The sequence below is a fragment of the Micromonospora inyonensis genome (genome assembly GCF_900091415.1).
GTDB classification, from domain to species: Bacteria; Actinomycetota; Actinomycetes; order Mycobacteriales; family Micromonosporaceae; genus Micromonospora; species Micromonospora inyonensis.
Window position 1 is genome coordinate 2,727,023 of record NZ_FMHU01000001.1, and the last position, 22,764, is coordinate 2,749,786.

The 22,764-nt window shown below is 74.1% G+C and carries 23 protein-coding genes and 1 tRNA gene; 19 read left to right on the forward strand and 5 right to left on the reverse strand.

The window, feature by feature from the left end:
- The first annotated feature begins 12 nt into the window (after window positions 1-12).
- A complete protein-coding gene (gene eccD / locus GA0074694_RS12310) occupies window positions 13-1,401 on the forward strand; it encodes a type VII secretion integral membrane protein EccD (protein WP_245714743.1) in 1,389 nt (462 codons plus the stop codon).
- On the opposite strand, the gene GA0074694_RS12315 is transcribed toward eccD, so the two are convergent.
- Window positions 1,391-2,551 (reverse strand): type VII secretion protein EccE, encoded by a 1,161-nt coding sequence (locus tag GA0074694_RS12315; protein WP_091457241.1) that lies wholly within the window; start codon window positions 2,549-2,551, stop codon window positions 1,391-1,393. The two genes, eccD and GA0074694_RS12315, sit on opposite strands and share 11 nt — an antisense overlap.
- 159 nt (window positions 2,552-2,710) lie before the next feature.
- Here GA0074694_RS12315 and eccB point away from each other — a divergent pair, with 159 nt between their 5' ends.
- The 14 genes from eccB (at window position 2,711) to GA0074694_RS12385 (ending at window position 15,217) form a co-directional block, all read left to right on the forward strand.
- On the forward strand, window positions 2,711-4,291 hold the full coding sequence (eccB, locus tag GA0074694_RS12320) for a type VII secretion protein EccB (RefSeq protein WP_091457244.1): 1,581 nt from the start codon (window positions 2,711-2,713) through the stop codon (window positions 4,289-4,291).
- A 94-nt stretch (window positions 4,292-4,385) separates the two neighbouring features.
- Window positions 4,386-4,754 carry a hypothetical protein gene (locus tag GA0074694_RS12325; RefSeq protein WP_091457247.1) on the forward strand — a complete coding sequence of 123 codons (369 nt, stop codon included), beginning with the start codon at window positions 4,386-4,388 and terminating at the stop codon, window positions 4,752-4,754.
- Complete coding sequence (locus GA0074694_RS12330; RefSeq protein ID WP_091457250.1) at window positions 4,747-5,979, forward strand: WXG100 family type VII secretion target; 1,233 nt, start codon at window positions 4,747-4,749, stop codon at window positions 5,977-5,979. The genes GA0074694_RS12325 and GA0074694_RS12330 overlap by 8 nt, the downstream gene beginning before the upstream one ends.
- A gap of 191 nt (window positions 5,980-6,170) precedes the next feature.
- On the forward strand, window positions 6,171-6,503 hold the full coding sequence (locus GA0074694_RS12335) for a PadR family transcriptional regulator (protein WP_091457254.1): 333 nt from the start codon (window positions 6,171-6,173) through the stop codon (window positions 6,501-6,503).
- Window positions 6,500-7,534, forward strand: a complete 1,035-nt coding sequence (locus GA0074694_RS12340; RefSeq protein WP_091457257.1) for an HAAS signaling domain-containing protein — start codon at window positions 6,500-6,502, stop codon at window positions 7,532-7,534. Before GA0074694_RS12335 ends, GA0074694_RS12340 begins: the two co-directional genes overlap by 4 nt.
- 101 nt (window positions 7,535-7,635) lie before the next feature.
- Window positions 7,636-7,893 (forward strand): LppU/SCO3897 family protein, encoded by a 258-nt coding sequence (locus GA0074694_RS31595; protein WP_091457261.1) that lies wholly within the window; start codon window positions 7,636-7,638, stop codon window positions 7,891-7,893.
- A gap of 140 nt (window positions 7,894-8,033) precedes the next feature.
- Complete coding sequence (locus tag GA0074694_RS12350; protein ID WP_091457264.1) at window positions 8,034-8,720, forward strand: dienelactone hydrolase family protein; 687 nt, start codon at window positions 8,034-8,036, stop codon at window positions 8,718-8,720.
- On the forward strand, window positions 8,713-9,453 hold the full coding sequence (locus GA0074694_RS12355) for a uracil-DNA glycosylase (RefSeq protein ID WP_342670922.1): 741 nt from the start codon (window positions 8,713-8,715) through the stop codon (window positions 9,451-9,453). Before GA0074694_RS12350 ends, GA0074694_RS12355 begins: the two co-directional genes overlap by 8 nt.
- A gap of 20 nt (window positions 9,454-9,473) precedes the next feature.
- A complete protein-coding gene (locus tag GA0074694_RS12360; RefSeq protein WP_091459041.1) occupies window positions 9,474-10,211 on the forward strand; it encodes a DUF4129 domain-containing protein in 738 nt (245 codons plus the stop codon).
- A gap of 2 nt (window positions 10,212-10,213) precedes the next feature.
- Window positions 10,214-10,831, forward strand: a complete 618-nt coding sequence (locus tag GA0074694_RS12365) for a hypothetical protein (RefSeq protein ID WP_425413616.1) — start codon at window positions 10,214-10,216, stop codon at window positions 10,829-10,831.
- 1 nt (window position 10,832) lies between these two features.
- Window positions 10,833-11,840, forward strand: a complete 1,008-nt coding sequence (locus tag GA0074694_RS12370; protein ID WP_091457268.1) for an AAA family ATPase — start codon at window positions 10,833-10,835, stop codon at window positions 11,838-11,840.
- Window positions 11,837-13,216: a DUF58 domain-containing protein gene (locus GA0074694_RS12375; protein ID WP_091457271.1), complete on the forward strand. Its 1,380-nt coding sequence runs from the start codon at window positions 11,837-11,839 to the stop codon at window positions 13,214-13,216. Before GA0074694_RS12370 ends, GA0074694_RS12375 begins: the two co-directional genes overlap by 4 nt.
- A 5-nt stretch (window positions 13,217-13,221) precedes the next feature.
- On the forward strand, window positions 13,222-13,782 hold the full coding sequence (locus GA0074694_RS12380) for a hypothetical protein (RefSeq protein ID WP_091457275.1): 561 nt from the start codon (window positions 13,222-13,224) through the stop codon (window positions 13,780-13,782).
- 103 nt (window positions 13,783-13,885) lie between these two features.
- Window positions 13,886-15,217 (forward strand): NAD(P)/FAD-dependent oxidoreductase, encoded by a 1,332-nt coding sequence (locus GA0074694_RS12385; protein ID WP_091457278.1) that lies wholly within the window; start codon window positions 13,886-13,888, stop codon window positions 15,215-15,217.
- 85 nt (window positions 15,218-15,302) lie between these two features.
- Here GA0074694_RS12385 and GA0074694_RS12390 read toward each other — a convergent pair whose 3' ends face one another.
- Window positions 15,303-17,099, reverse strand: a complete 1,797-nt coding sequence (locus GA0074694_RS12390) for a hypothetical protein (protein WP_245714656.1) — start codon at window positions 17,097-17,099, stop codon at window positions 15,303-15,305.
- Window positions 17,100-17,203: 104 nt separating this feature from the next.
- Between GA0074694_RS12390 and GA0074694_RS12395 the strand changes: the two genes are divergently transcribed.
- From GA0074694_RS12395 to GA0074694_RS12405, 3 genes are all read left to right on the forward strand, one after another.
- Window positions 17,204-17,287: transfer RNA gene (locus tag GA0074694_RS12395), tRNA-Leu, on the forward strand.
- 105 nt (window positions 17,288-17,392) lie between these two features.
- Window positions 17,393-18,223 (forward strand): Bax inhibitor-1/YccA family protein, encoded by an 831-nt coding sequence (locus tag GA0074694_RS12400; RefSeq protein WP_091457282.1) that lies wholly within the window; start codon window positions 17,393-17,395, stop codon window positions 18,221-18,223.
- 262 nt (window positions 18,224-18,485) lie between these two features.
- The gene (locus GA0074694_RS12405) at window positions 18,486-18,821 is read left to right on the forward strand and encodes a hypothetical protein (RefSeq protein ID WP_245714657.1); all 336 of its coding nucleotides are present in this window, start codon (window positions 18,486-18,488) and stop codon (window positions 18,819-18,821) included.
- Between the two features lie 49 nt (window positions 18,822-18,870).
- Here GA0074694_RS12405 and GA0074694_RS12410 read toward each other — a convergent pair whose 3' ends face one another.
- From GA0074694_RS12410 to GA0074694_RS12420, 3 genes are all read right to left on the reverse strand, one after another.
- Window positions 18,871-20,133 carry an acetyl-CoA C-acetyltransferase gene (locus GA0074694_RS12410; protein ID WP_091457285.1) on the reverse strand — a complete coding sequence of 421 codons (1,263 nt, stop codon included), beginning with the start codon at window positions 20,131-20,133 and terminating at the stop codon, window positions 18,871-18,873.
- Window positions 20,134-20,215: 82 nt separating this feature from the next.
- Window positions 20,216-21,019 carry an SGNH/GDSL hydrolase family protein gene (locus tag GA0074694_RS12415; RefSeq protein WP_091457289.1) on the reverse strand — a complete coding sequence of 268 codons (804 nt, stop codon included), beginning with the start codon at window positions 21,017-21,019 and terminating at the stop codon, window positions 20,216-20,218.
- Window positions 21,016-22,185 (reverse strand): SGNH/GDSL hydrolase family protein, encoded by a 1,170-nt coding sequence (locus tag GA0074694_RS12420; protein ID WP_091457292.1) that lies wholly within the window; start codon window positions 22,183-22,185, stop codon window positions 21,016-21,018. The genes GA0074694_RS12415 and GA0074694_RS12420 overlap by 4 nt, the downstream gene beginning before the upstream one ends.
- 192 nt (window positions 22,186-22,377) lie before the next feature.
- Here GA0074694_RS12420 and GA0074694_RS12425 point away from each other — a divergent pair, with 192 nt between their 5' ends.
- Window positions 22,378-22,734 (forward strand): YkvA family protein, encoded by a 357-nt coding sequence (locus GA0074694_RS12425; protein ID WP_091457295.1) that lies wholly within the window; start codon window positions 22,378-22,380, stop codon window positions 22,732-22,734.
- The last annotated feature ends 30 nt before the right edge of the window (window positions 22,735-22,764 follow it).

Below are 22,764 nucleotides of genomic sequence, written 5' to 3' on the forward strand. Positions count from 1 at the left end.
GCCCTGGTGACGATGACGGGGACCGGCGAACTGAGCCGGGTCACCATCGTGGCGCCGAGAACCCGGATGGATCTCGCCCTACCGTCCGACGTACCCCTGGCTGATCTGCTGCCCACCCTGCTCCGGTACGCCGGAGAGGATCTCGCCGACCAGGGCGTGGCGCACGGCGGCTGGACCCTGGCCCGGCTGGGCGGGCAACCGCTCGACGGCGGCCGGACGGCGAGCCAGCTCGGGGTGCGCGACGGTGAGGTGTTGTACTTCAACCCCCGGGACGCGACGAGCCCGGAGGTCGTCTTCGACGACGTGGTCGACGCGGTGGCGACCGCCACCAACCGGCGGCCGGGCGGCTGGCAGCTCGCCACGACCCGGCGGTTCTCCGTCCTGTTCGCCTCGGTGGCGTTGCTCGGCGGCGCGGCCGTGACGCTCCTCGCGGGACCGCCGCAACTTCCCGGCGCGCTGGTCGCCCTGGTGGTGGCGATCGTGGTCCTGGGCACCGCGACGGTGCTCTCCCGTGCGGTGGGGGACAGCCGGACCGGCGCGGCGCTGGCCCTGGTGAGCCTGGCGTACGCCGGTGTCGGCGGCCTGCTCCTGCTCGCCGGCGACCGGCGGCCCACCGAGGTCGGCGCTCCGCACGTGCTGCTCGCCGCCACCGCCCTGCTCGTCTTCGGTGCGGTGGCCGCGGTGGCGGTGGGGGACCGCGCGCCGCTGTTCCTCGGTGCCACGGCGGTCGGTGCCGCCCTCGGGCTCGCCGCGACGGTCTGCCTCGCCTTCGGGGTGGACGCCGCCGCGGCAGCCGCGCTGCTGGCCACGGTCGCGTTCGCGGTGCTGCCCGCGTTGCCGATGACGGCCTACCGGCTGGCCCGGCTGCCCGTCCCGTCCATTCCCACCGGCCCGGACGATCTCAAGTCCGACGACGAGTCGTTCGACAGCCGGCAGCTGCTCGCCCTCAGCGACCGGGCGGACCAGTTCCTCACCGGGCTGCTGTGGACGGTCTCGATCGTCGTGCTCGGCGGCGAGGTGGTCCTCGCCGTCGACGGCCGGCTGCCGGCCGTGCTGCTCTGCGCGGTGCTGGCCCTGCTCTCGCTGCTGCGCGCCCGGCCGCTCGTCAGCCGGCTCCAGCGGATCCCGGTGCTGGTCGCCGGTTCCCTCGGCCTGGCGCTGACGACGGCGGCGGTCTTCCCCCAGCTGGCGGCGCCGCTGCGCCTCGGGGCGCTGCTCGGCGCTCTGGTGGTGGTGGCGGTCGTCAGCCTGGTCTACGGGCTGGCCGTGGCCGGCAAGCACATCTCCCCGGTGTGGGGGCGGGTGCTGGACATCCTGGAGATCCTCGTGATCGTCGCGGTGGTGCCGCTGGCCGCGTGGGTCTGCGGCCTGTACGGCTGGATCGTCAACATCAACCCGTGACGAGTGCGACGCTGCCGGTCGCCGTGTCCGCCACGGCGACCGGCGCGCACGCGTAGGCCGCCGGCCCGTGCCACCCGTCGAGCTGGCGGGACACGAACGAGTGCCGCCGCGCCACGTCCTGGACCGTCTTCAACAGGTCGTCGGCGCGGCTGTCCGGGGAGGCGACCCGGAGCAGCGGGACGCCGGCCCGGCCGCCCGAGTTGATCGTCACGGACAGGGTGTGCGACATCACCGGGATGGCGGTCACCGCGTCGGCCAGCGCGCCGACCGGAGCATCCGGTCGGCCGCGCAGTTCCAGGCAGCGCTGCGTCCAGCCCCGGCCCGCCAGGCCCGTCCAGCTCTCCACCTGCGAATCGGGTGCCACGTCGAGCCCGGCCGCGGTGAGCAGGGCCGCCGTCAGCTCGTCCGGGTCGAGCATCCGGTAGGCCAGCCCCGCGCCGGTGAGCGCCTTGCCGATCCGGCCCGCGGCCGCCGCCAGGGTCCGGCGTACGCCGTCGATGCCGCCACCCCGGTTGACCGCCTCGGTGCGGGCGTCCGCGACCCGGAGGCGGGCGGCCACCCAGACGTCCCGGCGGTAGGCGGCCGGTCGACCCGGGTTCGGGTACCAGACCAGGCTGCGCGCGACCACCTGGGTGGACGAGGCCGGCCCGGTCGACCCGGCCAGCACGCGTACCACCTGGTCGATCGCCGCTCCGGGCAGCGGCCCGGCCGTTCCGCCCGGCACGGTGACCACGCAGGCCACGAACCAACCCTGGTCGTCCTGCCCCAGACCCAGCCGGTTGCCCCGGTCCTCGAATCCGGTGACGGTCAGGTCCGGGGCCAGCGCGGACAGGCGCGGATCGGCCGTCGCCGGGGACAGCGCGGCCCGTCGGGCGGCCCGCTCCCGCCGCCGCAGCCGGCGACGCAGCGCACGGTCCTCGTACCACCAGCGGCCGCCCCGCCGGGCGAAGGTCGCCAGCACCACCAGGAGCACCAGCGCGGCCACCGCACCGGTCACCCAGACCTGCCCCTGCGACACCGCGCCCACGGTCAGCGCGCCGACCTCCAGGACGACGAGCTGGCCCACGGTCACCGGACCGAGCCGGCCACGGCGGGGCCGGTCGGCCCGCGCGACCACCGTGCGACCGCGCGCCGCTTCTACCTGGGTCATCGCTGTGTTCCTCCTCTGGATCGCCGGTCGCCCCGACGTCCGCCGCCGGTGTACGGACGGCGAATCCCGTCGTCCGTGGGGGGCCCTTATCGTAGGGAAGCCCGGAACGGCCGTCGGACCTGTTCGTCCGGGAGCCCCCACCCCTGCCGGAGGTAGTGCATGCGGACCCGCCGTGACCAGGTTCAGGCGTACCGGTTCGTCACCCGCCGCATCGTCTCGGCCCTGCTGTCGGGCGATCCGGAGACGACCGACCTGCCGATGCGACGGTTGGGCCTGGCGGTCTTCGGCAGCGCCATGGTCGCGGCGATCGTGCTCGCCGGCGCGGGCGTGTACGGCCTGGTCACCAAGGGTGGTGCCCCGCTCGAGCCGAACACCCTGGTGATCGAGAAGGAGACCGGGGCGACCTACGTCTTCGTCGACGGGCGGCTGTACCCGACGTTGAACTACGCGTCTGCCCGCCTGATCCTCGGCGACGCCTCCGCGCCGGTCCGGTCGATGTCCCAGGCGTCCATCCGGGAACGCCCCCGTGGCCGGATGGTCGGCATCGTCGGCGCTCCCGACGACCTGCCGGACCGGTCGGCGCTGGTCGGCCTGCCCTGGTCGGTCTGCAACACGCCGGACACCGTCAACACGCGCCGGTCGACCACCCGGCTGGTCGTCAACCAACAGATCTCCGGTGGCTCGCCCCTCGGCGACCAGGCGATTCTGGTCGCGGCCGGTAGCCGGCGCTACCTGCTGTCCCGCAACACCCGGATGCAGATCATCGGCGGCGATGCGGCGATCGCCGCACTGAGGATGACCTCCGTCCGGCCGATCGAGGTCGGTCAGCAACTGATCAACGCGGTGCCGGCCGGGCCGCGGTTGAGGGCGCCGATCCTCTCCGGGGACAACGAGCGCAGCCGGGTGGAGGTCGGTACCGGCTCGTCCCGGGTCGGGCAGATCTTCCGTGCCGCCGACCAGCACTACGTGCTGACCAAGAACGGCCTGGTGCCGATCGGCGAGATCACCGCGTTGCTGTTGCGCAAGGACGGGGGCGAGGTCACGGACATCACCCCGGAGCAGGCGGGCCGGGCGCTCAGCGACCAGCGCCTCGAGGAGGAGGGCATGCCGCAGAAGCTGCCCGAGTTGCGACAGGCGGGGCTGCTCCGGGCGTCGGTCTGCGCGACGTACCGGGCGGGTCCGGCGGGCGAGCGCACCACGACGATCGAGGTGTTCGACCGTACGCCACCCGAGCTGTCGCCGTCCGCGCCCGGCTCGATCGAGGTGCGCCAAGGTGACCGGGACGAGGTCCGGACGGCGGAGCGGGTGGTCGTGCCGGGCGGCAAGGGAGCCCTGGTGCAGGCGATGCCCGGAGTCGGCGAGGGCGGGCAGGGGGCGGCGGCCTCCACCGTCTACCTGGTCACCTCCCAGGGGATCCGTTACCCCCTCGGCACCCGCTCCGGCGACGCGATGGCCGCCCTCGGCTACGGCGGGGTGACCCCGCTCGCCGTCCCGGCCTCGCTGCTGGCCCTGATCCCCATCGGGCCGGTCCTGGAACGCGACGCGGCCCGCGACTACTTCGACCCCGGCACGCCCTCCGCCACCCGCTCCGGGCAGCCCACACCGTCCGGATCCCCCAGCCCGCGGCGGACCGGCGAGTCCACCGGGGACGACGGTCCGGGGGAGAGCGAACCCAGTGGATCGGCCAAACCCACCTCCGGCTCCTCCCCGTCGCCCGGCGACGAGCCGGGTGACGGTTAGCGCAGGCCCGGCCGGACGGCCGGGTCGCCTGACGTGCCTCGGTCAACTACGCTGAGGCCCGCGACGAGACCCACGACGACCACGGGGATGCTGCATGGGTACGAAGACCAGGGTCGACGTACTGTCCTTGGAGGATTTCCACCGGCGGCTGGCCGGTCGGATCACCGAGGCCGACCAACTGCTCAAGAAACTGAACACGGAATTGCAGTGCCGGCCGCCCGCGCTCGGCGCGTTCGCCGACGCGGTCAGCAGCACGCGGCAGTACACCGACCTGCACACCCGGTACGTCGACCGCGTGAAACGGCTCCGGCGCTCCCTGGTGGCGGTGCAGGAGGCAACCCAGAAGATTCTCGACAACTACCGCACGACCGAGGCGCGGAACAAGGCCAACGCCGCCGACATCGCCAGGGTTCTCGGTAGCGTCGACGATCCGCTCGGCCTGGAGGGGACTCCGCGTGTCTGACGAGTACGTACAGCGCTACCAGCCGGTCAGCCACGAGCAGCTCTACCAGGGCGTGCAGGCTGGCGACGCCGAGCAGATCGACACCCTCGCCACGGCGTGGAGTTCGATGAAGGACACGGTCGACGGGCTCGGTCGCGCCCTGCGGGAGGACCTCGACGCCCTCGACCGGACGTGGAGCGGCGACGCCGGCGACGAGTTCCAGCGCCGGGTCGGGCTCGTCGTCCAGTACTCGACCAACCTGGCCAGTGGAATGGGCTCGGTCCACGAGGGGCTGTCGCTGATGTCGGGGCCGTTGCGGACGGCACAGCGGCAGGCCGAGAGCCCGGAGGAGACCGACGACCACGACAAGACGATCGGCGGCGCCGCGAAGGGCTCGCTCTTCGGTCCGGGCGGAGCGGTCATCGGGGCGATCGCCGGGCACCTCCAGGACCAGGAGGAGAAGGAGAAGGCGCACCAGCGGATGGTGAAGGTGGTGGCCGAGTTGGCCGCCAGTTACGACCTCTCCACCTTCGACCGGTGGAGCCCGCCACCCCCGCCGCCGGTGGACACCCCGGGCGGGGTGGGCGAGACCACGTACAACCCGCGCAGCGGACCGGGCGCGACCACGCCGAGCAGCGTGCCGGACAGCGGTTCCCCGGCGCACACCGGCACCAGTCGGGCCGACGGTGTGCGCACGGTCGGGCACGCCGACATCGACGGGGGCGGTCTGTCACGCGACCCGGACACCGGCCTCCACGCGTCGACCGGTCCGGGTGCGGGCACCTCGCTGGCCGGGGCCGGTCCCTCCCTCGGGAGTGGGGCACTGCTCGCCGGGTGGGCGGCCGGGGCGGGCGGCATGGTGGCGAGCACGGCGGGCGGCACCCGGACCTCCGGCGCGGGCGGTGGTCCGTCGTGGGGCTCCTCGACCGCGGTACCGGCAGGTGGGGTGCTCGGTGCCGGTGCGCTGGCCGCCGGTGCCGGTGGTGCTGGTTCCTCCCCGGTGGCCCGTCCCGCGGGCGGTGGCACCGGGCTGGAGAGCAGGGCGGCGGTCGGCGGAGGCCGGGCCGGCGCCGGGCGGCCGGGTGCGGCCGGGGCGCTGCGCCCCGGTGTGCTCGGTGGTGCGCCCATGTCCGGCGGGGACGACGACGAGCCCGGCACCCGCAGCACCTGGCTGACCGAGGACGACATGGACTGGCGGGGTGGCGCGGAAGCCACCCCTGCGATCCTCGGGACGGACGACAACTGAGGCAACGACGGCGGAGGCGCGACCACCGGTGGATCCGGCGGATCGCGCCTCCGTCGTCGCACGTCCGGCGGGTCGCGCCTCCTCGACGGCGGGTCCTGCCGACCGCCGGTGCGGCGGGAACGACCTGCTCCGAAGCGTTGCCCGGAAGCCTCGGTTGACCCTACTGTGTATCGCACAGTAGTGTGCGGCGCGTGGACACCACCCAGCTCCTCAAGGGCGTACTGGATCTCGCGGTCCTCGCCGTGCTCCGGGAGGAGGACGGCTACGGCTACGACATCCTGCGCAGGCTGCGCGCGGCCGGGCTGGAGGAGGTCGGGGACGCCTCGGTCTACGGCACGCTGCGGCGACTCTTCGCGGCCGGCCTGCTGACCGCCTACGTCGTGCCGAGCGAGTCCGGTCCGCACCGGAAGTACTACTCGCTGAACGCGGCCGGGCGGGACCAGCTGCGCCGGTCGGGCAAGCTCTGGCGCTCGTTCGCCACCACCATGGACGCACTGCTCGACGATCGGGGGACGGCGGCATGACCGTCATGGAGCAGGAGATCACGGCGTACGTCGAGCGGGTCCGGGCCGCGTTGGCCGACCTGCCCCCGGCGCGGCGGGACGAGTTGACCGAGGACCTTCCGGAGCACCTCGCCGAGGTCGCCGCCGAGAGTGGGGGCTCGCTGGTCGACCGGCTCGGCGAGCCCGAGGCGTACGCGGCGGAGCTGCGGGCCGCTGCCGGTGCCCCGGTGCACCCCGGACGCAACCTGGACCAGCGGGTCGCCGGGCTCGTGGTCGGGCTCCGTGCCCGGCTGCGCGTCCTCGACGTCCGGCTCGGGCCGCCGCTGGGGTACGCCGCAGCCTCGGACTACCTGAGGCTGCTCCGTCCCGCCTGGTGGCTGGTCCGGGCCTACCTCGCCGCCATGCTGGTGGCCGTGGCCACCGGTGGCAGCCCGGGGGTGCTGCCCCGGCTCGGTGGAAGCAACCTGGGCGGCCTGGTGCTCCTGGCCGGGTGCGTGGTCGGCTCGCTCTGGCTCGGCCGCAACGCCGACCGGCTCTCCCGGTGGCCGCGCCGACTGGTGCTCGCCGGCTCGCTGGGGATGGTCCTCTTCGGCCTGGTCGGGGTCACCACCGTCGACGGCCGGGCCCGTTGGGGCGGGTACGACGGCTACGACTCGGTGTCCGTGGACGACCAGTACTCGCACATCCAGGACGTCTTCGTGTACGACAGCGAGGGCCGGCTGGTGCGGGATGCCCGCCTCTTCGACCAGAACGGTGCCCCGATCCGGCTCGGCTGGCCGGACTGCCGTCAGTCGGATCCCGAGCCGATCGACGACCCGATGCGGCAGCCGTACCCGTACTGCCCGGAGCGGGCCCCGTTCCAGTTCCCTACGCCGGATGCGACGCCCACCGGCCCGACCGCGACGCCGGGTGCCGCCCCGGGCGGTGCGGTGCGACCGGACGCCACACCGAGCGGTACGGCGTCGCCGGGCGACCCGGCGAGCCCGAGCGGCCCGGCGACCCGGAGCGATGCGCCGACCCCGACCTCGACGGAGTCCCGTCCCGCCGGCTGAGCCGACAGTTCCGTGGCGCGGCGGACGGGTCCAGGGCGCAGCCAGGAGGCTACGACGTCGCGGACCGCCTGCTGACCCCGGACCGGACCGCCGACGCCCGGGTGGGGGACTGCCTGGCCGCGCTGCCCGACGTGGCCGAGGGCGGGCAGCGCCGGGCCGCGGAGGCGCGGGTGGCCGCATGCGCCTCTCCGGACGCCGCGTACGACGTGGTCGGGCGGCTCGACGGGCAGACCGAGGAACAGGTGCGCGACGGCCGTCGGTGCGAGCCGTTCGTCGCCGAGGGCGGCACCTACTACACCTACAGCAGCATCCCGCCCGGCGGCACGGGGTACCTGCTCTGTCTGGTGCCCCACCGCTGAGCCGATGGCTCCCCGGAGCAGTTGAACAGGAGGTGAATCCCACTCCGTCGGTGTCTTTCCCGGGCGGCCGGCGCGTGGCACGCTACCGGCAGGTACCCGCGCGACCAGCCAACGGTGACTGACCGCTAGGAGGATGCCCGATGGGTGAGATGGTGACCTACCGCCACGACGGTGCGACGGGTGAGGGCTACCTCGCGATACCCTCCGGCGGTGCGACCAGCCCGGCGGTCATCGTCATCCAGGAACGGTGGGGTCTCGTCCCGCACATCACCGCGGTTGCCGACCGGTTCGCCGAGGCCGGGTTCGTGGCGTTCGCGCCGGACCTCTACCACGGTGCCTCGACCGACGACGCGGAGGAGGCGAAGCGGCTGATGACGGCACTGCGGATGGACGACGCGGCGGCCGACATCGCCGCCGCGGCCGCTTACCTCGCCGACCGTCCCGAGGTCACCGGCGGGATCGGCTGTGCGGGCTTCTGCGCCGGGGGCAGCCTGGCGCTCTGGTCCGCGACCATCTCCGACCGGATCGTCGCCACCGCCGGCTTCTACCCCGTCCTGCCCTGGGAGAAGATGCGCCCCGAGTGGGTCGACTACGCCGGCAAGGCGGCGGTCATCCACTGCGCCGAGGCGGACGGCACCTCCGCCGCCGAGGGGGTCCAGACCGCCCGGCAGGCGATCGAGTCCGCCGGTGGCACCTGCGTCCTCCACGACTACCCGGGTACCGCGCACTCGTTCTTCAACGACGACCGGCCGGAGGTCTTCGACCAGTGGGCCGCCGCCAGCGCCTGGGCCCGCACCCTCGAACTCTTCCGGAGCCGGCTTGGCTGAGGCCCGTACCGCCGAGGAGGTGGCCGCCCGCGCGCGGCGGGCGGCCGACCTGCCCGACCTCGACGGCGCGATCGGTGGGTGCTTTGCCTGCCCGCGCCTGGTCGCCTGGCGGGAGGAGGTGGCCCGGACGAAGCGGGCGGCCTTCCGGGACCAGGAGTACTGGGGTCGACCGGTGCCCGGACTCGGGGTTTCCGACGCCCGCATCGCGATCCTCGGCCTCGCCCCCGCCGCGCACGGCGGCAACCGCACCGGGCGGATCTTCACCGGGGACCGTTCCGGGGACGTCCTCTTCGCCGCGCTGCACCGGGCCGGACTGGCCAACCAACCGACCAGCGTCGCCCGGGACGACGGACTGACCCTACGGGCGACCCGGATCTTCTCCGCGGTGCGCTGTGCCCCGCCGGACAACAAACCCACCCCCGGCGAGCGGGACACCTGCGCGCCCTGGCTGCACCGCGAACTCGACCTGGTCCGGCCCACGCTGCGCGTCGTGGTCGCGCTGGGTGCGTTCGCCTGGGCCGCCTGGTGGCCGGCGTTGCACGCGGTGTACGGCGTCCGGCCGCCCAGCCCGCGACCGGCGTTCGGCCATGGGGCACACTGGTCCGGCACGGCCGTACCGGAGGTGCTGGGCTGCTACCACGTCAGTCAGCAGAACACCTTCACCGGACGGCTCACACCACAGATGCTGGACGAGGTGTTCACCCGGGCGAAGCAGGTGGCCGGGGTGGACTGACACTGTGCGGGGCGGTGACGATGGATTTCAGCGTGCTGCGCCGATGGTGGCCGGTCCTGGCCGTGGCTGTGCTGCTCGCCGTCGTCGCGGTTGCCGCCGCGCACTCCGCGCTCGGTGCGACCAGAATCCCACCCGCCGCGGAGAACGTCCCGTTCATTCCGGAGTACCCGGAGGCGCAGCCCTCCCCGTCGTTCCCGGTCGAGCCCCGGGAGGCGGCCCGCGAGACCGCCGCGCGCATCCCCGGCTGGGTCACCACCGCCGCGGTCGTGCTGCTGGGGGTTACCGCCCTGCTCGCCCTCGGCTACGCGCTCTGGACGGTGGTGCGCGGTGCCCTGCGCCGGACCAACCGGCGCGGACTGCCCGCCGCGCGACCCCGCCGGTCAACCGAGGGGACGGCCCGGGAGGTGGTCGCCGCGCTCGACGCCGGCCTGATCGAGCTGGACGACCGGTCCACCGACCCGCGCACCGTCGTGATCGCCTGCTGGGTGCGGCTGGAGGAGGCCGCCGCGACCGCCGGCGTGTCCCGGCGGGCCGGTGACACCCCGACCGACCTGGTCAGCCGCCTGTTGCGCGGGGACACCGACAGCGGTGTCCCGGCGATCGTCAGCGCCGACGTGCTGGCCGAGTTCGCGCACGTCTACCGGTCCGCCCGGTACGACACCCGCACCGTGGACGACCGGATGCGCGACCAGGCCCGGGCGGCGCTGCGCCGGATCCGGGCCGAGCTGACCGTCTTCGCCGACGAGGTGCCGACGTGAGCATCGACTCAGCCCCGCGTGGCGGCTTGACCAGCGACTCAGCCCCGCGCGGCGCCGCGAGCATCGACGACCTGCTCCGGTTCGAGGAGGAACCGGTCGGCCGGCCGGAGCGACGCCGGGGCGGCTGGCTGCGTTGGCTGCTGCGGACCGTGGTGGTCACCGGTGCGGCCACGGCGGTGCTGGTCGCCGTGCTCAGGGCGATCGGCTTCACCGTCTCGTTGCCGGTGCTGGTGGCCGGGGTGCTCGCCCTGCTCGGCGTCCGGACGGTCACCGGCCGGCTCGCGCCGCCGCCGTCGTCCCGCCGAAGCACGCGGGTGACCGGCGCGGACGAGGCACCGCCCGCCGGGGACGCGCTACGGGTCGCCGTCGACGGCTGGGCCCTGCCCCTGGAGTGGGCCACCAGCAAGCCGGAACGGTTCACCGAGGTCGTCCTGCCCCGGATCGCCGAGCTGGCCGACGAACGACTGCGTCACCGGCACGGCGTGACCCGCGACAGCGACCCGGCCCGTGCCCGTGCCCTGCTGGGCGAGCGGCTCTGGACCTTCCTCGCCGTACCCGGCCGCCGCCCCCCGTCGCCGCGCGACCTCGCGGCGATCGTCGCCGAACTGGAGAAGATCTGAGATGAACGACGTGGACCGGATCGTCACGCCCGCCGAGGCCGGCCGGCTGGCCCGCGCGGTGCTCGACGCGGTGGGCTCGGTCGTGGTCGGCAAGCGCGACGCGTTGGAGCTGGTCCTCGCCGGAATCCTGGCCGGTGGGCACGTGCTGCTGGAGGACCTGCCGGGGCTGGGCAAGACGCTCACCGCGCGCTGCTTCGCCCAGGCCCTCGGCCTGGACTTCCGTCGGTTGCAGTTCACCCCCGACCTGCTGCCCGCCGACGTCACCGGGTCCTTCCTCTACGACCAGCGCAGCGGCGACTTCACCTTCCGGGCCGGTCCGATCTTCACCAACCTGCTTCTCGCCGACGAGATCAACCGGACCCCGCCGAAGACCCAGTCCGCGCTGCTGGAGGCGATGCAGGAGAAGCAGGTCTCGGTGGAGGGCGTCACCTACCGGTTGGACGAGCCGTTCCACGTGCTCGCCACCGCCAACCCGATCGAGTACGAGGGCACGTACCCCCTGCCTGAGGCGCAGCTCGACCGGTTCCTGCTCCGGGTCTCCTTCGGCTACCCGGAGCGCGAGGAGGAGTGGGAGGTGCTGCGCCGGCGCATGGCCCGCCGCCGGGAGGAGGCGGAGATCAAGCCGGTCGTCGACGCGACGACGCTGCGTGCCATGCAGGCCGCCCTGGAGGACGTGGCGGTCGAGGACTCCGTCGGCCGGTACATCGTCGAGCTGACCGCCGCCACCCGCGACCACCCGTCCGTGCTGGTCGGTGCGTCGCCGCGCGGATCGCTGGCGCTGCTGCTGCTGGCCCGGGCCCGGGCCGCGTTCGGCGGCCGTGACTACGTCGTGCCGGAGGACGTCAAGGACGTCGCGGTGCCGGCCCTCGCACACCGGATCACGCTCCGCCCGGAGATGTGGCTGCGCCGCGTCGACCCGTCGTTCGTCGTGGGCGAGGTCCTCGACGCCACCCCGGCGCCGGCCAGCGGCGCGCTGCCCAGCTACGCCGCCGGTCGGGGCGGACGTTGACCGGTACGCCCGCCGGGTCGCCCCCGGATCCGCAGCCCCCGTCCGCCTGGGTGCCGACACCGGCGCTCGGCCGGGCGGTGCTGCTCACCGGCCTGCTGCTGGTCGCCGGAGTGGTGCTCGGCCGGGTCGACCTGGTGGTGCTGGCCGCCCCGTTCGCGCTCGGCACCGCGTACGCGCTGCGCCGCCGGCCGGCCGCCCCGCCGCAGGTCTGGCCGCAGGCCGCCGAGGGGTACCTCGTCGAGGGCGGTGACCTCACCGCGACGGTGACGGTGGGTAACCCTGACCGGGTCGGCTACGACCTGGCGGTGGTCCGGACCCGGGTGTCGCCGTGGCTGCGGGTCGAGCGGTCCGGGTTCGACGCGGAGGCCCCGCACCAGGGGCCCGCCGACCGACCCTTCGCCACCTTCGTCCCGGCCGGTGAGGCGGTCGACCTGACGCTGGCCGGCACCGCGTTGCGCTGGGGGCGGCACCCGGTCGGCCCGGCCGGCGCCGGGGCCGCCACCGCCGACGGGCTGCTGGTCTCCCGGGTGGTCGTGGCCGAACCGGCCCGGCTGACGGTGTACCCGAAGACCGAGCCGTTCGAGGCGGTCGAGGCGATGCCCCGGGCCGCCGGACTGGTCGGCGCACACCATTCCCGTCGCCCCGGCGAGGGCGGCGAGCTGGCCGGGGTGCGCGTCTTCGCCCCGGGCGACCGGCTCCGCCGGATCGACTGGCGGGTCTCGTTACGGGCGAAGCAGCTGCACGTCGCGGCGACCCTCTCCGACCGGGACGCCGAGGTGGTGCTCCTGATCGACGTGCTCGCCGAGGCGGGGCGCTCCGGTGGCATCAACGGCACCGCCTCGGTGCTGGACACCACGGTCCGGGCCGCCGCCGCGATCGGCGAGCACTACCTGCACCGGGGCGACCGGGTGGCGATGCTGGAGTTCGGCCCGACCGCGCGACGGCTGCGTCCCGCCACCGGCCGCCGGCAGTACCTCACCGTGCTGGAGTGGCTGCTCGACGTCACTGCCGAATCCCGGCCGGACGAGGCGGACGACCAGGTCTTCGGCCCGCAGTTGCTCTCCTCGGACGCGCTCGTGGTGGTGCTCACCCCGCTGTTGCAGGAGCGGTCCGCGCAGATGCTCGCCCAGCTCGCCCGCTCCGGTCGGTTCGTGGTCGCGGTCGACACCCTCCCCGCCGACCTGCCGTCGCCGGGCGGGCGGCGGGACTGGGCCGAGGTGGCGTTCCGGCTCTGGCGACTGGACCGGGACGTGATGGTCGAGCAGTTGCGCGAGCACGGCGTACCGGTGGTGCGCTGGGCCGGGGCCGGCAGCCTGGACCAGGTGCTCCGGGACGTGGCCCGCCTCGCCACCGCCCCCCGGGCAGGCAACCGGTGAGCGCGGTGGAACAGGTCGTCGCCCGGGTGCGGGCGGCACGGCAGGCGGCCCGCCGGGCCACCCTGCTGCCGTTCCTGGTCCGGGTCGGGGTGTTCCTCACCGTGCTGGTCGGCTTCACGGTGGCGTTCCCGGTCGACGTCTGGTTCGGCGACGCCCTGCCGGCGCTGCTGGTGACCGCGCTGCTGCCCGCGCTCGGGCCACGGCGGTTCTGGCCGACGTTCGCCGCCCTGGTCACCGTCGCCGGCTGGCTCCACGGCACGTTCGACCAGGGGGAACCGATCGCGCTGTGGCGACTGCTGCTGCTGACCGCCCTGCTCTACCTGGGGCACAACCTCTGCGCGCTGGCCGCACTGCTGCCGTACGACGCCGTGGTGGACCCGGCGCTGGTGGCTCGCTGGCTGACCCGTACCGCCGGGGTGGTCCTCGTCGCCGGAGTCGCCGGAGTGCTGCTGCTGACCGTCGCCGGGGTCGGCGGGGACCGGGGGATGCTGCCGGTGACGGTCGGCGGGCTCGGCGTAGCGGTCGTGGTGACGGCGTTGCTGGGATGGCTGCTGCGCCGCCGGTGAAACCGACCGGAGCGCGATGGTCACGCAGGTCACATGGGGTGCTCCGTCACAGAGAAGGGCCGCGAACGCGATTACTCCGACCGGTCGGGGAAAGATGGCAGACGTGAACCCGAAGCGGATCCTTGTGGTAGGCGCCGGGCACGTCGGGCTGTACGCGGCCCTGCGCCTGGCCAAGAAGCTGAACTCACGTGAGGCCGAGGTCATCGTCGTCGACCCGCAGCCGCACATGACCTACCAGCCCTTCCTTCCGGAAGCGGCGGCCGGCAACATCTCTCCTCGGCACAGTGTGGTGCCGTTGCGACGGGAGTTGCGCAAGTGCACCATCGTCGCGGGCGCGGTGACCCGGATCGAGCACTCCCGCAGGACCGCCACGGTGCAGCCGATCACCGGCCCGGTACGCGAGATCCGGTACGACCACGTGATCGTCGCCCCCGGGTCGGTCTCCCGGACCCTGCCGATTCCCGGCCTGCACGAGCACGGGATCGGCTTCAAGACCATCGGGGAGGCCATCTACCTGCGCAACCACGTCCTCGACCGGTTGGACGTGGCCGCGGCCACCACCGATCCGGACGTGCGCCGTCGCGCACTGACCTTCGTCTTCGTCGGCGGCGGGTACGCCGGCATCGAGGCGCTGGCCGAGATGGAGGACATGGCCCGGGACGCGCTGAAGTACTACCCGGAGCTGACCCCGGCGGACATGCGCTGGGTGCTGGTCGAGGCGACCCAGCGGGTGCTGCCCGAGGTCGACCGGGACATGGGCGCGTACACGGTCCAGCAGCTGCTCAAGCGGAACATGGACATCCGGCTGGACACCCGCCTGGAGTCCTGCGTCGACGGGATGGTCACGCTCTCCGACGGCGACAGCTTCCCCTCCGACACCATCGTCTGGACCGCCGGCGTGAAGCCGTCGCCGGTGCTGGACGCCACCGACCTCCCCCGCGACGAGCGGCGGCGGGTCACCTGCCTGCCCACCCTCCAGGTGGTCGACTCCGACCGGGTCGTCGAGGGCGCCTGGTCGGCCGGTGACTGTGCGGCGGTGCCCGACCTGACCGGCCCGCCCGGGTCGTACTGCTCGCCGAGCGCGCAGCACGCGGTACGGCAGGCCACCCGGATGGCCGACAACATCGCTGCGGTGATCCGGGGCCTGGAACCGGTCAACTACCGGCACAAGCACGCGGGCAGCGTGGCCAGTCTCGGCCTGTACAAGGGCGTCGCCCAGGTGTACGGCATCAAGATGACCGGCTGGCCGGCGTGGTTCATGCACCGGACGTACCACATGAGCCGCATCCCCTCGCTGAACCGCAAGGTGCGCGTGGTGGTCGACTGGACGCTGGCGTTCTTCCTCCGTCGGGAGGTCGTCGCGCTCGGCCAGCTGCACGAACCGCGCGAGGAGTTCGTCGAGGCGTCCCAGCCGGTGGCCAGCCCGCGCGCCTGAGGTGGCATGGTAGGAGGGGTCCCCTGTTACCGCTTTCTGTCCTGCAAGGGACCCCTGCTACCACCCGACGACGGCGCGACGTCGATCAGAAGCGCCAGGTCCAGGCGTCGGCGACCCGGGTCGCCGGGCCGTAGAGCTGCTCCAGCGTGCCGCGTAGGCTCCCGGCGTGCCGCTCGTCAGCGGCGAGCACCACGCAGGACGCGTTCCAGAAGGCGATGTCCCGTGCCGCCTGCCGGCGTTGTCCCTCGCTGACCACCGGCTGCTCGCCGTGCCGGGCCACCTCCGCCAGCAGCGCCGACGTGGGTCGCTTGTACGTGCCCATCGCCGCCGTGCCGTCCCGTCCGTACGAGCCGATGAAGAAGCCCTCGGGCAGGGCGAACTCCGCGTCCGCCGCTGCCGCCCACCGCATCGGCCAGGGCTCCTTCGGGGTGGGCGCGGGCACCGGCACCAGCACCCCGCCGGGGCGTACGCAGTCACGCCAGTGCCCGGCGGTGATGAACTCCGGCACCGGCGGCCGGTCCTCGGTGGCCAGCGGGGTCGGTGCCGCCGGTAGCAGCGCCGCCACCACGGCGGCCGGGACGACCGCGCGCCAGCGACCCCCGGCGTGCCACGCCCGGTCGACGGCGAGCACCAACACGGTGGCCAGCAGCGGGAGCACGGCCAGCGCGAAGCGCATCGGCAGCGCGCCGTCCACCACCGGCACGTCGAGCAGGAACCGGTACGGTCCCGGAACACCGGTCCGCTCCCCGTCGACCACCACGTCCGGCCCGAGCGACAGAGCGCCCATGACCAGCGTGGCGACCACGCAGGCGACCGCCAGCGGCTGCCGACGCAGCCAGACCGCGCAGGCCGCGCCGACCAGCAGCAGCGGCCAGCCGAGGAAGGTGTTGTACTCGGCGGGACCGGTGGTGAGCCGGGCCGCCGAGTCCTCGCCGGCGACCGAGAGCGGCGAGAACGTCCACCAGCTCGTCAGGTCGGCCGAGAAGTAGTACGGGCTGAACATGCCGTCGGCCACCCCCTGCGGCCCGGCGAACTGGAACCACAGCGGGTAGGCGAGCGCGACCAGGGCGACTCCGGTGGCGAGCAGCATCCCCGCGAGGAAACCCGGGAACGTACGCCGGGCGAGTCGCCGGTCGGCGGTGGCGTAGGCGACGGTCGTCACCGCGAGGGTCAGCGCGGCGAGGAACAGCACCTCCTCGCCGACGAAGACCTGCGTGACCACCACGACGGCCAGCCCCAGGGCAGAGACGACCAGCCGCTGGTCCCGCAGCATCCGGACGACCAGCCAGACGATCACCGGGACCAGCCACTGCGCGGTCATGTGCAGGTGGCTGTTGGTCTGCGACACGATGCCCGGCCCGAAGCCGCAGAGGCCGGCGCCGATCGCGGCGGCCAGCCGGCCGGCCCGCAGCACCCGGACGTAGAGCGCGTACCAGGCGATCGCGGTGCCGGCCAGGTTCAGGCCGGCGAGCAGCGCGAACGTGGTCGGCGCGCCGAAGGCCAGGGTGACCGGGGCGAAGAGCACCCCGAGCGCGATGACCGAGGTGTTGGCCATCAGGTTGACCCCGTCGGGGGCGTTGAGCCGGTGGGTGAGCAGACCGAGGTCACCGAGGAGTGCACGGGAGTCGACGGCCAGGAAGAACTCGTAGAGGGTCTGGTCCTCCGGGTTGAGCGCCAGCGTCCGGCCGGACGGGTCCGGCCAGAGCCCGTGGGTGAGCACTCCGGCGAGGACCAGGAAGCCCAGACCGACCAGCAGGTCCACCCGGTTCCGGTGGGCCGCGGCGACGAGCCGGGCCCGCCGGGGGACGGACACCGTGTCGACGGCCGGGGTGGCGTCCCGGCCGTGCCCGGCGTCCTGGTCGGCACAGGCTGCGCTGCTCACGGCCTCGACCATAGTGCCGGGAAGGTATCGGGGTACGCCGGGTTGGGTGAGACCGGCTACCGTGACACTGCACTGCCGCGTGTCGACGCGCCGGTGGGTCACCCGCCCGGGTGGTGGAAAGGCAGACACGGCCGCCTTAAAAGCGGCTGCCGCAAGGCGTGCGGGTTCGACCCCCGCCCCGGGCACCAGACTCTCAGCTTCCCTTCAGCCTGGTGATCACCAAGAGGTCGGCCCGGCGGTTTACCCTGGACAGGCACGTTTACCGTGCATCGACCCCCTGAGGGAGGCTGAAAGTGAAGACCTCGAACCCGGTGCTCGCCCGGCTCGGCCAGGCGGCTGAGCGGGAGCGGGCGGCCGGGTACGCCCCGGCCGGGCCGTACGGTCAGCCCGGTTACCCCCAGCAGTACCCGGGTGCGGGCTACCCGGCGGCCCCCGGTTACCCGGCCGCACCGCCCACCGTGACGCCGATGTCGCTCGACGACGTCGTGGTCAAGACCGTCCTGCTCCTCGGCATCCTCGGTGCCTCCGCCGCGGCCGCCTGGGTGCTCGTGCCCGACGCGCTGGTCGGTGTCGCCTGGATCGGGGCCGCCGTCGTCGGCCTCGTGCTCGGCATGATCATCTCCTTCTCCCGGATGGCCAACCCGGCTCTCGTCGTCACGTACGCGGTCGTCGAGGGCGTGTTCGTCGGCATGGTGAGCAAGGCCTTCGAGTCGCTCTACGACGGCATCGTGCTCCAGGCCACCACCGCCACCTTCGGCGTGTTCTTCCTGATGGCCATGCTCTACAAGGCGCGCGTCATCCGGGCCACCCCGAAGTTCGTGCGCGGCATGATCGCGGTGATGGTCGGCCTCTTCGCGGTGATGCTGGTCAACCTGGTGCTGGCGCTGTTCGGCATCGAGACCGGGCTGCGGGACGGCAGCCCGCTGGCCATCGGCTTCAGCCTGGTCTGCATCGTGGTGGCCTCGCTCAGCTTCGTGTTGAGCTTCCACGAGGTCGAGGAGGGCATCCGGATGGGGCTGCCCCAGCGTTACTCCTGGGTGGCCGCCTTCGGCATCCTGGTCAGCCTGGTCTGGCTCTACATCGAGATCCTGCGCCTGCTGAGCTACTTCCAGGGCGACGACTGAGCAGTCAGTCAACGGTCGATCGACCGGTGCGCCCGTCCCCGACTCCGGGGGCGGGCGCACCGTCGTCGCGGGGGCGGGACGAGCGGATCCGGTCGCATCCGGCCCGCCGGTCGCCCCGATCCGCCGCAGGACCCGGACCGACCGGCCGCAGGACCCGGACCGACCGCGTCCGTGGCCGTCGGCGCGGCCGTAGACTCCCTCCGGTGAGCAGTGCGCAGGCCGGGGCGTACCCGGTGGACCAGGCCGGTGCCCGGTGAACCCGGTGTCCGGCGACCCGGGCCCGAACACCGAGCTGGAGCAGGCGGTGGAGCTGCTGGTCCGGCAGGTCGGGCACTGGCAGCCGCCCCGGTGGTCGGCGCTGGCCGCCGACGGCAACGTCTCCCGTGCCGACCTGGTGCACAAGCTCGTGCAGGAGGTCGCCAACCTGGCCGCCGACGCCGAGGGCCAGCCGCGACGCACCGTGCCCCGGCTGGACAACGACCTCGCCCTGCCCGACCAGCTCCGGGTGGTCGCCGCCGACCTGGTCGCCGCGGCCCCCGCGCCCGAGGCGCTGGCCCGGGCCGCCGCCGAGGTGACGGCGACCCGGACCGCACTCTGAGGCGACCGCCGGGCGCGGGCGGTGAGGTGGCGCAGCCGCCCGGATGCGGTCAGGAGAGGCGTTCGAGGACCATCGCCATGCCCTGACCGCCGCCGACGCACATGGTCTCCAGGCCGATCGACTTGTCGTGCCAGTCGAGGGCGTTGAGCAGGGTGCCGGTGATCCGGGCTCCGGTCATGCCGAACGGGTGCCCGACGGCGATCGCGCCGCCCATCACGTTCAGCTTCTCCAGGGGGATGTCGAGCTGCCGGTACGAGGGGATCACCTGGGCGGCGAACGCCTCGTTGATCTCCACCAGGTCGACGTCGTCGATGGTCATGCCGGCCCGCTTCAGCGCCTGCCGGCTCGCCTCGACCGGGCCGAGCCCCATGATCTCCGGGGAGAGCGCGGTGACGCCGGTGGAGACGATCCGGGCCAGCGGGGTGATGCCGAGGTCCCGGGCCCGCTGGGCGCTCATGATCACCACTGCGGCGGCACCGTCGTTGAGCGGGCAGCAGTTGCCGGCGGTGATCCGGCCGTCCGGGCGGAACACCGGCTTCAACCCGGACACGCCCTCCAGGGTCACCCCCGGACGGGGCCCGTCGTCGGTGCTGACCACCGTGCCGTCCGGGGTGGTGACCGGGGTGATCTCCCGGGCCCAGAAGCCGTCGGCGATCGCCTTCTCGGCGAGGTTCTGGCTGCGAACGCCGAAGGAGTCCATGTCGGCGCGGGTCACGTCGTACGCCTGGGCCAGGTTCTCCGCGGTCTGCCCCATGGCGAGGTAGATGTCGGGCAGCTCACCGGCCTCGCGCGGGTCGGTCCAGACCTCCGCGCCGCCGGCCGCCCGCCGGACCGAACGCTCCTGGGCCGCCGCGAACCGTGGGTTCTCCCAGCCCCCGCCGACCAGCGCCTGCGCCTCCGGCGGCAGGGCGTCGGAGTTGCCCCGGGCGTACCGGGAGACGCACTCGACCCCGGCGGAGACGAACACGTCCCCCTCGCCGGCCCGGATCGCGTGCATCGCCATCCGGGTGGTCTGGAGGGAGGAGGCGCAGTACCGGGTGAGGGTCGCGCCGGGCAGGGTGTCCAGCCCGAGCAGGGTGGCGACCACCCGGGCCATGTTGAAGCCCTGCTCGCCGCCGGGCAGGCCGCAACCCAGGTAGAGGTCGTCGATCTCGCGTGCGTCGAGCTGCGGGACCTTGTCCAGCGCGGCCCGGACGATGGTCGCCGCGAGGTCGTCCGAGCGGACGTCGCGGAGGGAACCCTTGTGCGCCCGGCCGATGGGGGAGCGGGCGGTGGCGACGATGACGGCGTCGCGGGACGACTCAGTCGGCATGAGCCAACGTTAACCCGTCGGTAACTTGCGGTGGAATGTGGCGCACGTCCCACCACGGACTGGGCGAGACCGTACGGCGGCCTCAGCGGGACGAGGCGACGGCCGCGGCGGCGGCCACCGCCGGGAGCAGCGCGTGCGCCCAGACCCGGTAGCCGTCGGCGGAGGGGTGGTACCCGTCGTGGCAGAGCGTGCCGGCGTCGGCCCGGAAGACTGCCCCGGTCTCGGCGGCGAGATCCACCACCGTGCCGCCGGCCTCCAGCACCGCCACGGTCTGCGCCCGCGCGGTGCGCCGCCCGGACCAGCCGATCACCTGGCGCAGCGGCGGGGCGACGGCCCGGACCGCGCCGAGGTCGGGGCAGGTGCCGACGACGACCTCCACCCCCGCGTCGCACAGCCGGCGAACCGCGCCGCCCAGGTACGCCGCCGCGTCGGACGGCCGGCGCAGGGTCGTCGCGTCGTTCGCCCCGATCAGGATCACCGCCACGTCCGGGCGGGCCCCGAGCAGGGCCCGGGCCACCTGGGTGGCCAGGTCGGTGGAGCGGGATCCGGAGACCCCGACGCTGGACAGGTGCACCCGTCGGCCAGCCGGCCCCTCGGCGAGCAGGTGGGCCAACTGGCCGCCGACCGTCTCGTCGAACTCCTGCACGCCGACGCCGAGGGCGGCCGAGTCACCGAGCAGGACCAGCCGCAGCGGGGGTGCGTCCGCCGACCCGACCGTCGCCCGCAGGGCGAGACCGAGTTCCGGCTCGGCGTACCGGCGGGTGCGGGCGACGAAGGCCTCCCCGGCCAGGACGGCCGCGCCGCCCACCGTGCCGGCCAGCAGGGAGAGGGCCGCGACCCGGCCCACGTGGGCCGCCCGTTCGGCGCGGGTGTTCCGCTCGTTCATGATCGTCCCTCCACTGCTGTCTCCGTGCCCCCGGCCGGTCGGACCGCGTCGCCTGTCTCGGGGCTCTGCGCCGGTCGGACCACGCCGTCCGTCCGTGGTGCGCCGGACGGCGGGACCGCGTCGGCGGCGGGGTGGGGCACCGGCTCACCCGCGTGGGCGGGAAGCGCGCCGACCGCCACGAAGGCCCGCCGCCGCAGCTGCGCCCAGCGCCCGGCGGGGCCCCGGTCGCGCCCGCTGACCTGGGTGCCGCTGACCTCGGTGCCCGGGTGCCGGACGGCCTCCTGCGCCGCCTGGGGCAGCGACCGTACACCCTCGCCGCAGGTCAGTGCCGGCCGGCGGTCCTGGCCCGCGCCGAGCGCCGAGAGGACCGTCGGCAGCAGCGCCGACGCGGCGACCGCGTACCCCTCGGCGGACGGATGGAAACGGTCCCACGCGAACATCCGGCCCGGTTCCGCCGCGAACCGGGGGCCGAGCAGGTCACCGAGGGAGACCGTCCAGCCACCGGCCTCGACCACCGCGACCGTCTGGGCGGTGGCGAGCTGCCGACCCCAGCGCCGGGCCAACCAGCGCAGCGGCGGCTGGATCGGCTGGATCGTGCCGAGGTCGGGGCAGGTGCCGACGACCACCTCCGCGCCGGCCGCGCGCAGGTCGCGGACCGCGTCGGTGAGATAGCGCACCGCGACGGCCGGCGGGGTGCGGTTGGTGACGTCGTTGCCGCCGACCAGGATGACCGCGAGGTCCGGCTGCTGTTCGAGGGCGGCCTCGACCTGGTGTTTCAGCCCCGCCGAGAGACTGCCGACGACGGCGAACCGGTGCAACCGCACCGGCCGGTGCAGCCGACGGGACAGGCCGGTGGCGAGCAGTGCGCCGAGGGTCTCCCGGCGCCGGTGCACGCCGTAGCCGGCGGCGGAGGAGTCGCCGAGGATCACCATGGTGAGCGGCGGGCCGGGGAGCTTGGGGCCGTAGACGCCGTCACAGCGGGGTGGCGGTGCCTCGGCCATCGGGATCGTCCGGCGGGCCTGCTTGGCCTGGCCGAGGAGGATGCCGGTGGTGGTGACGAAGGCCGCCACCGTGGCACCCGCGCCGATCGCCGTGTAGCGGACGACCTGCCGGGCGCGTCGCCAGCGCGTACCGGTGGGTACGACGGATCCCGCCACCTCCTCCATGAGCCGACAGTACCGCGCGGGAGCGACACGTCGCTGTCCCCGCGATGGCGCTCCGGTGCCTGGCAGCGGGACATTCTGGGTACGTCATCCATCGACCGCCGGCCGTCCGGGCCGACCGCCCGGACCGGCCTCGCGGCACCGGCGGCGGTTGCGCCGGCCCGGCACGCTGGTCGCGGAGAGAGGGGCACTGACATGGCGAGGACGTTGAAGCGGAGTGCGGCGTTCGCCGCGTTGGCCCGGGCACTGATGGCCGGGGCACGGGGTGGCCCGTCCCTGGGCGCCCGGGTGGCGGCGCTACCCCGGATGATCAAGGCCACCGCGCGCGGCGAGTACGACGGCGGCCTCCGGCTGGCCCTGATGACCGCGGCGGCGGCGTACGTCGTCTCCCCGGTCGACCTGGTGCCGGAGCTGTTCCTGACCGTGCTCGGCCTGGTCGACGACGCGGTGATGGTCACCTGGCTGGCCGGGAGCGTGCTGGCCGAGACGGAACGGTTCCTGGAGTGGGAGGCCCGCCGCGCGTCCGTGATCCCTGGGAGTGTCCTGTCCTGACGCCACGTACGCTGGGCGTCGACCAACCGT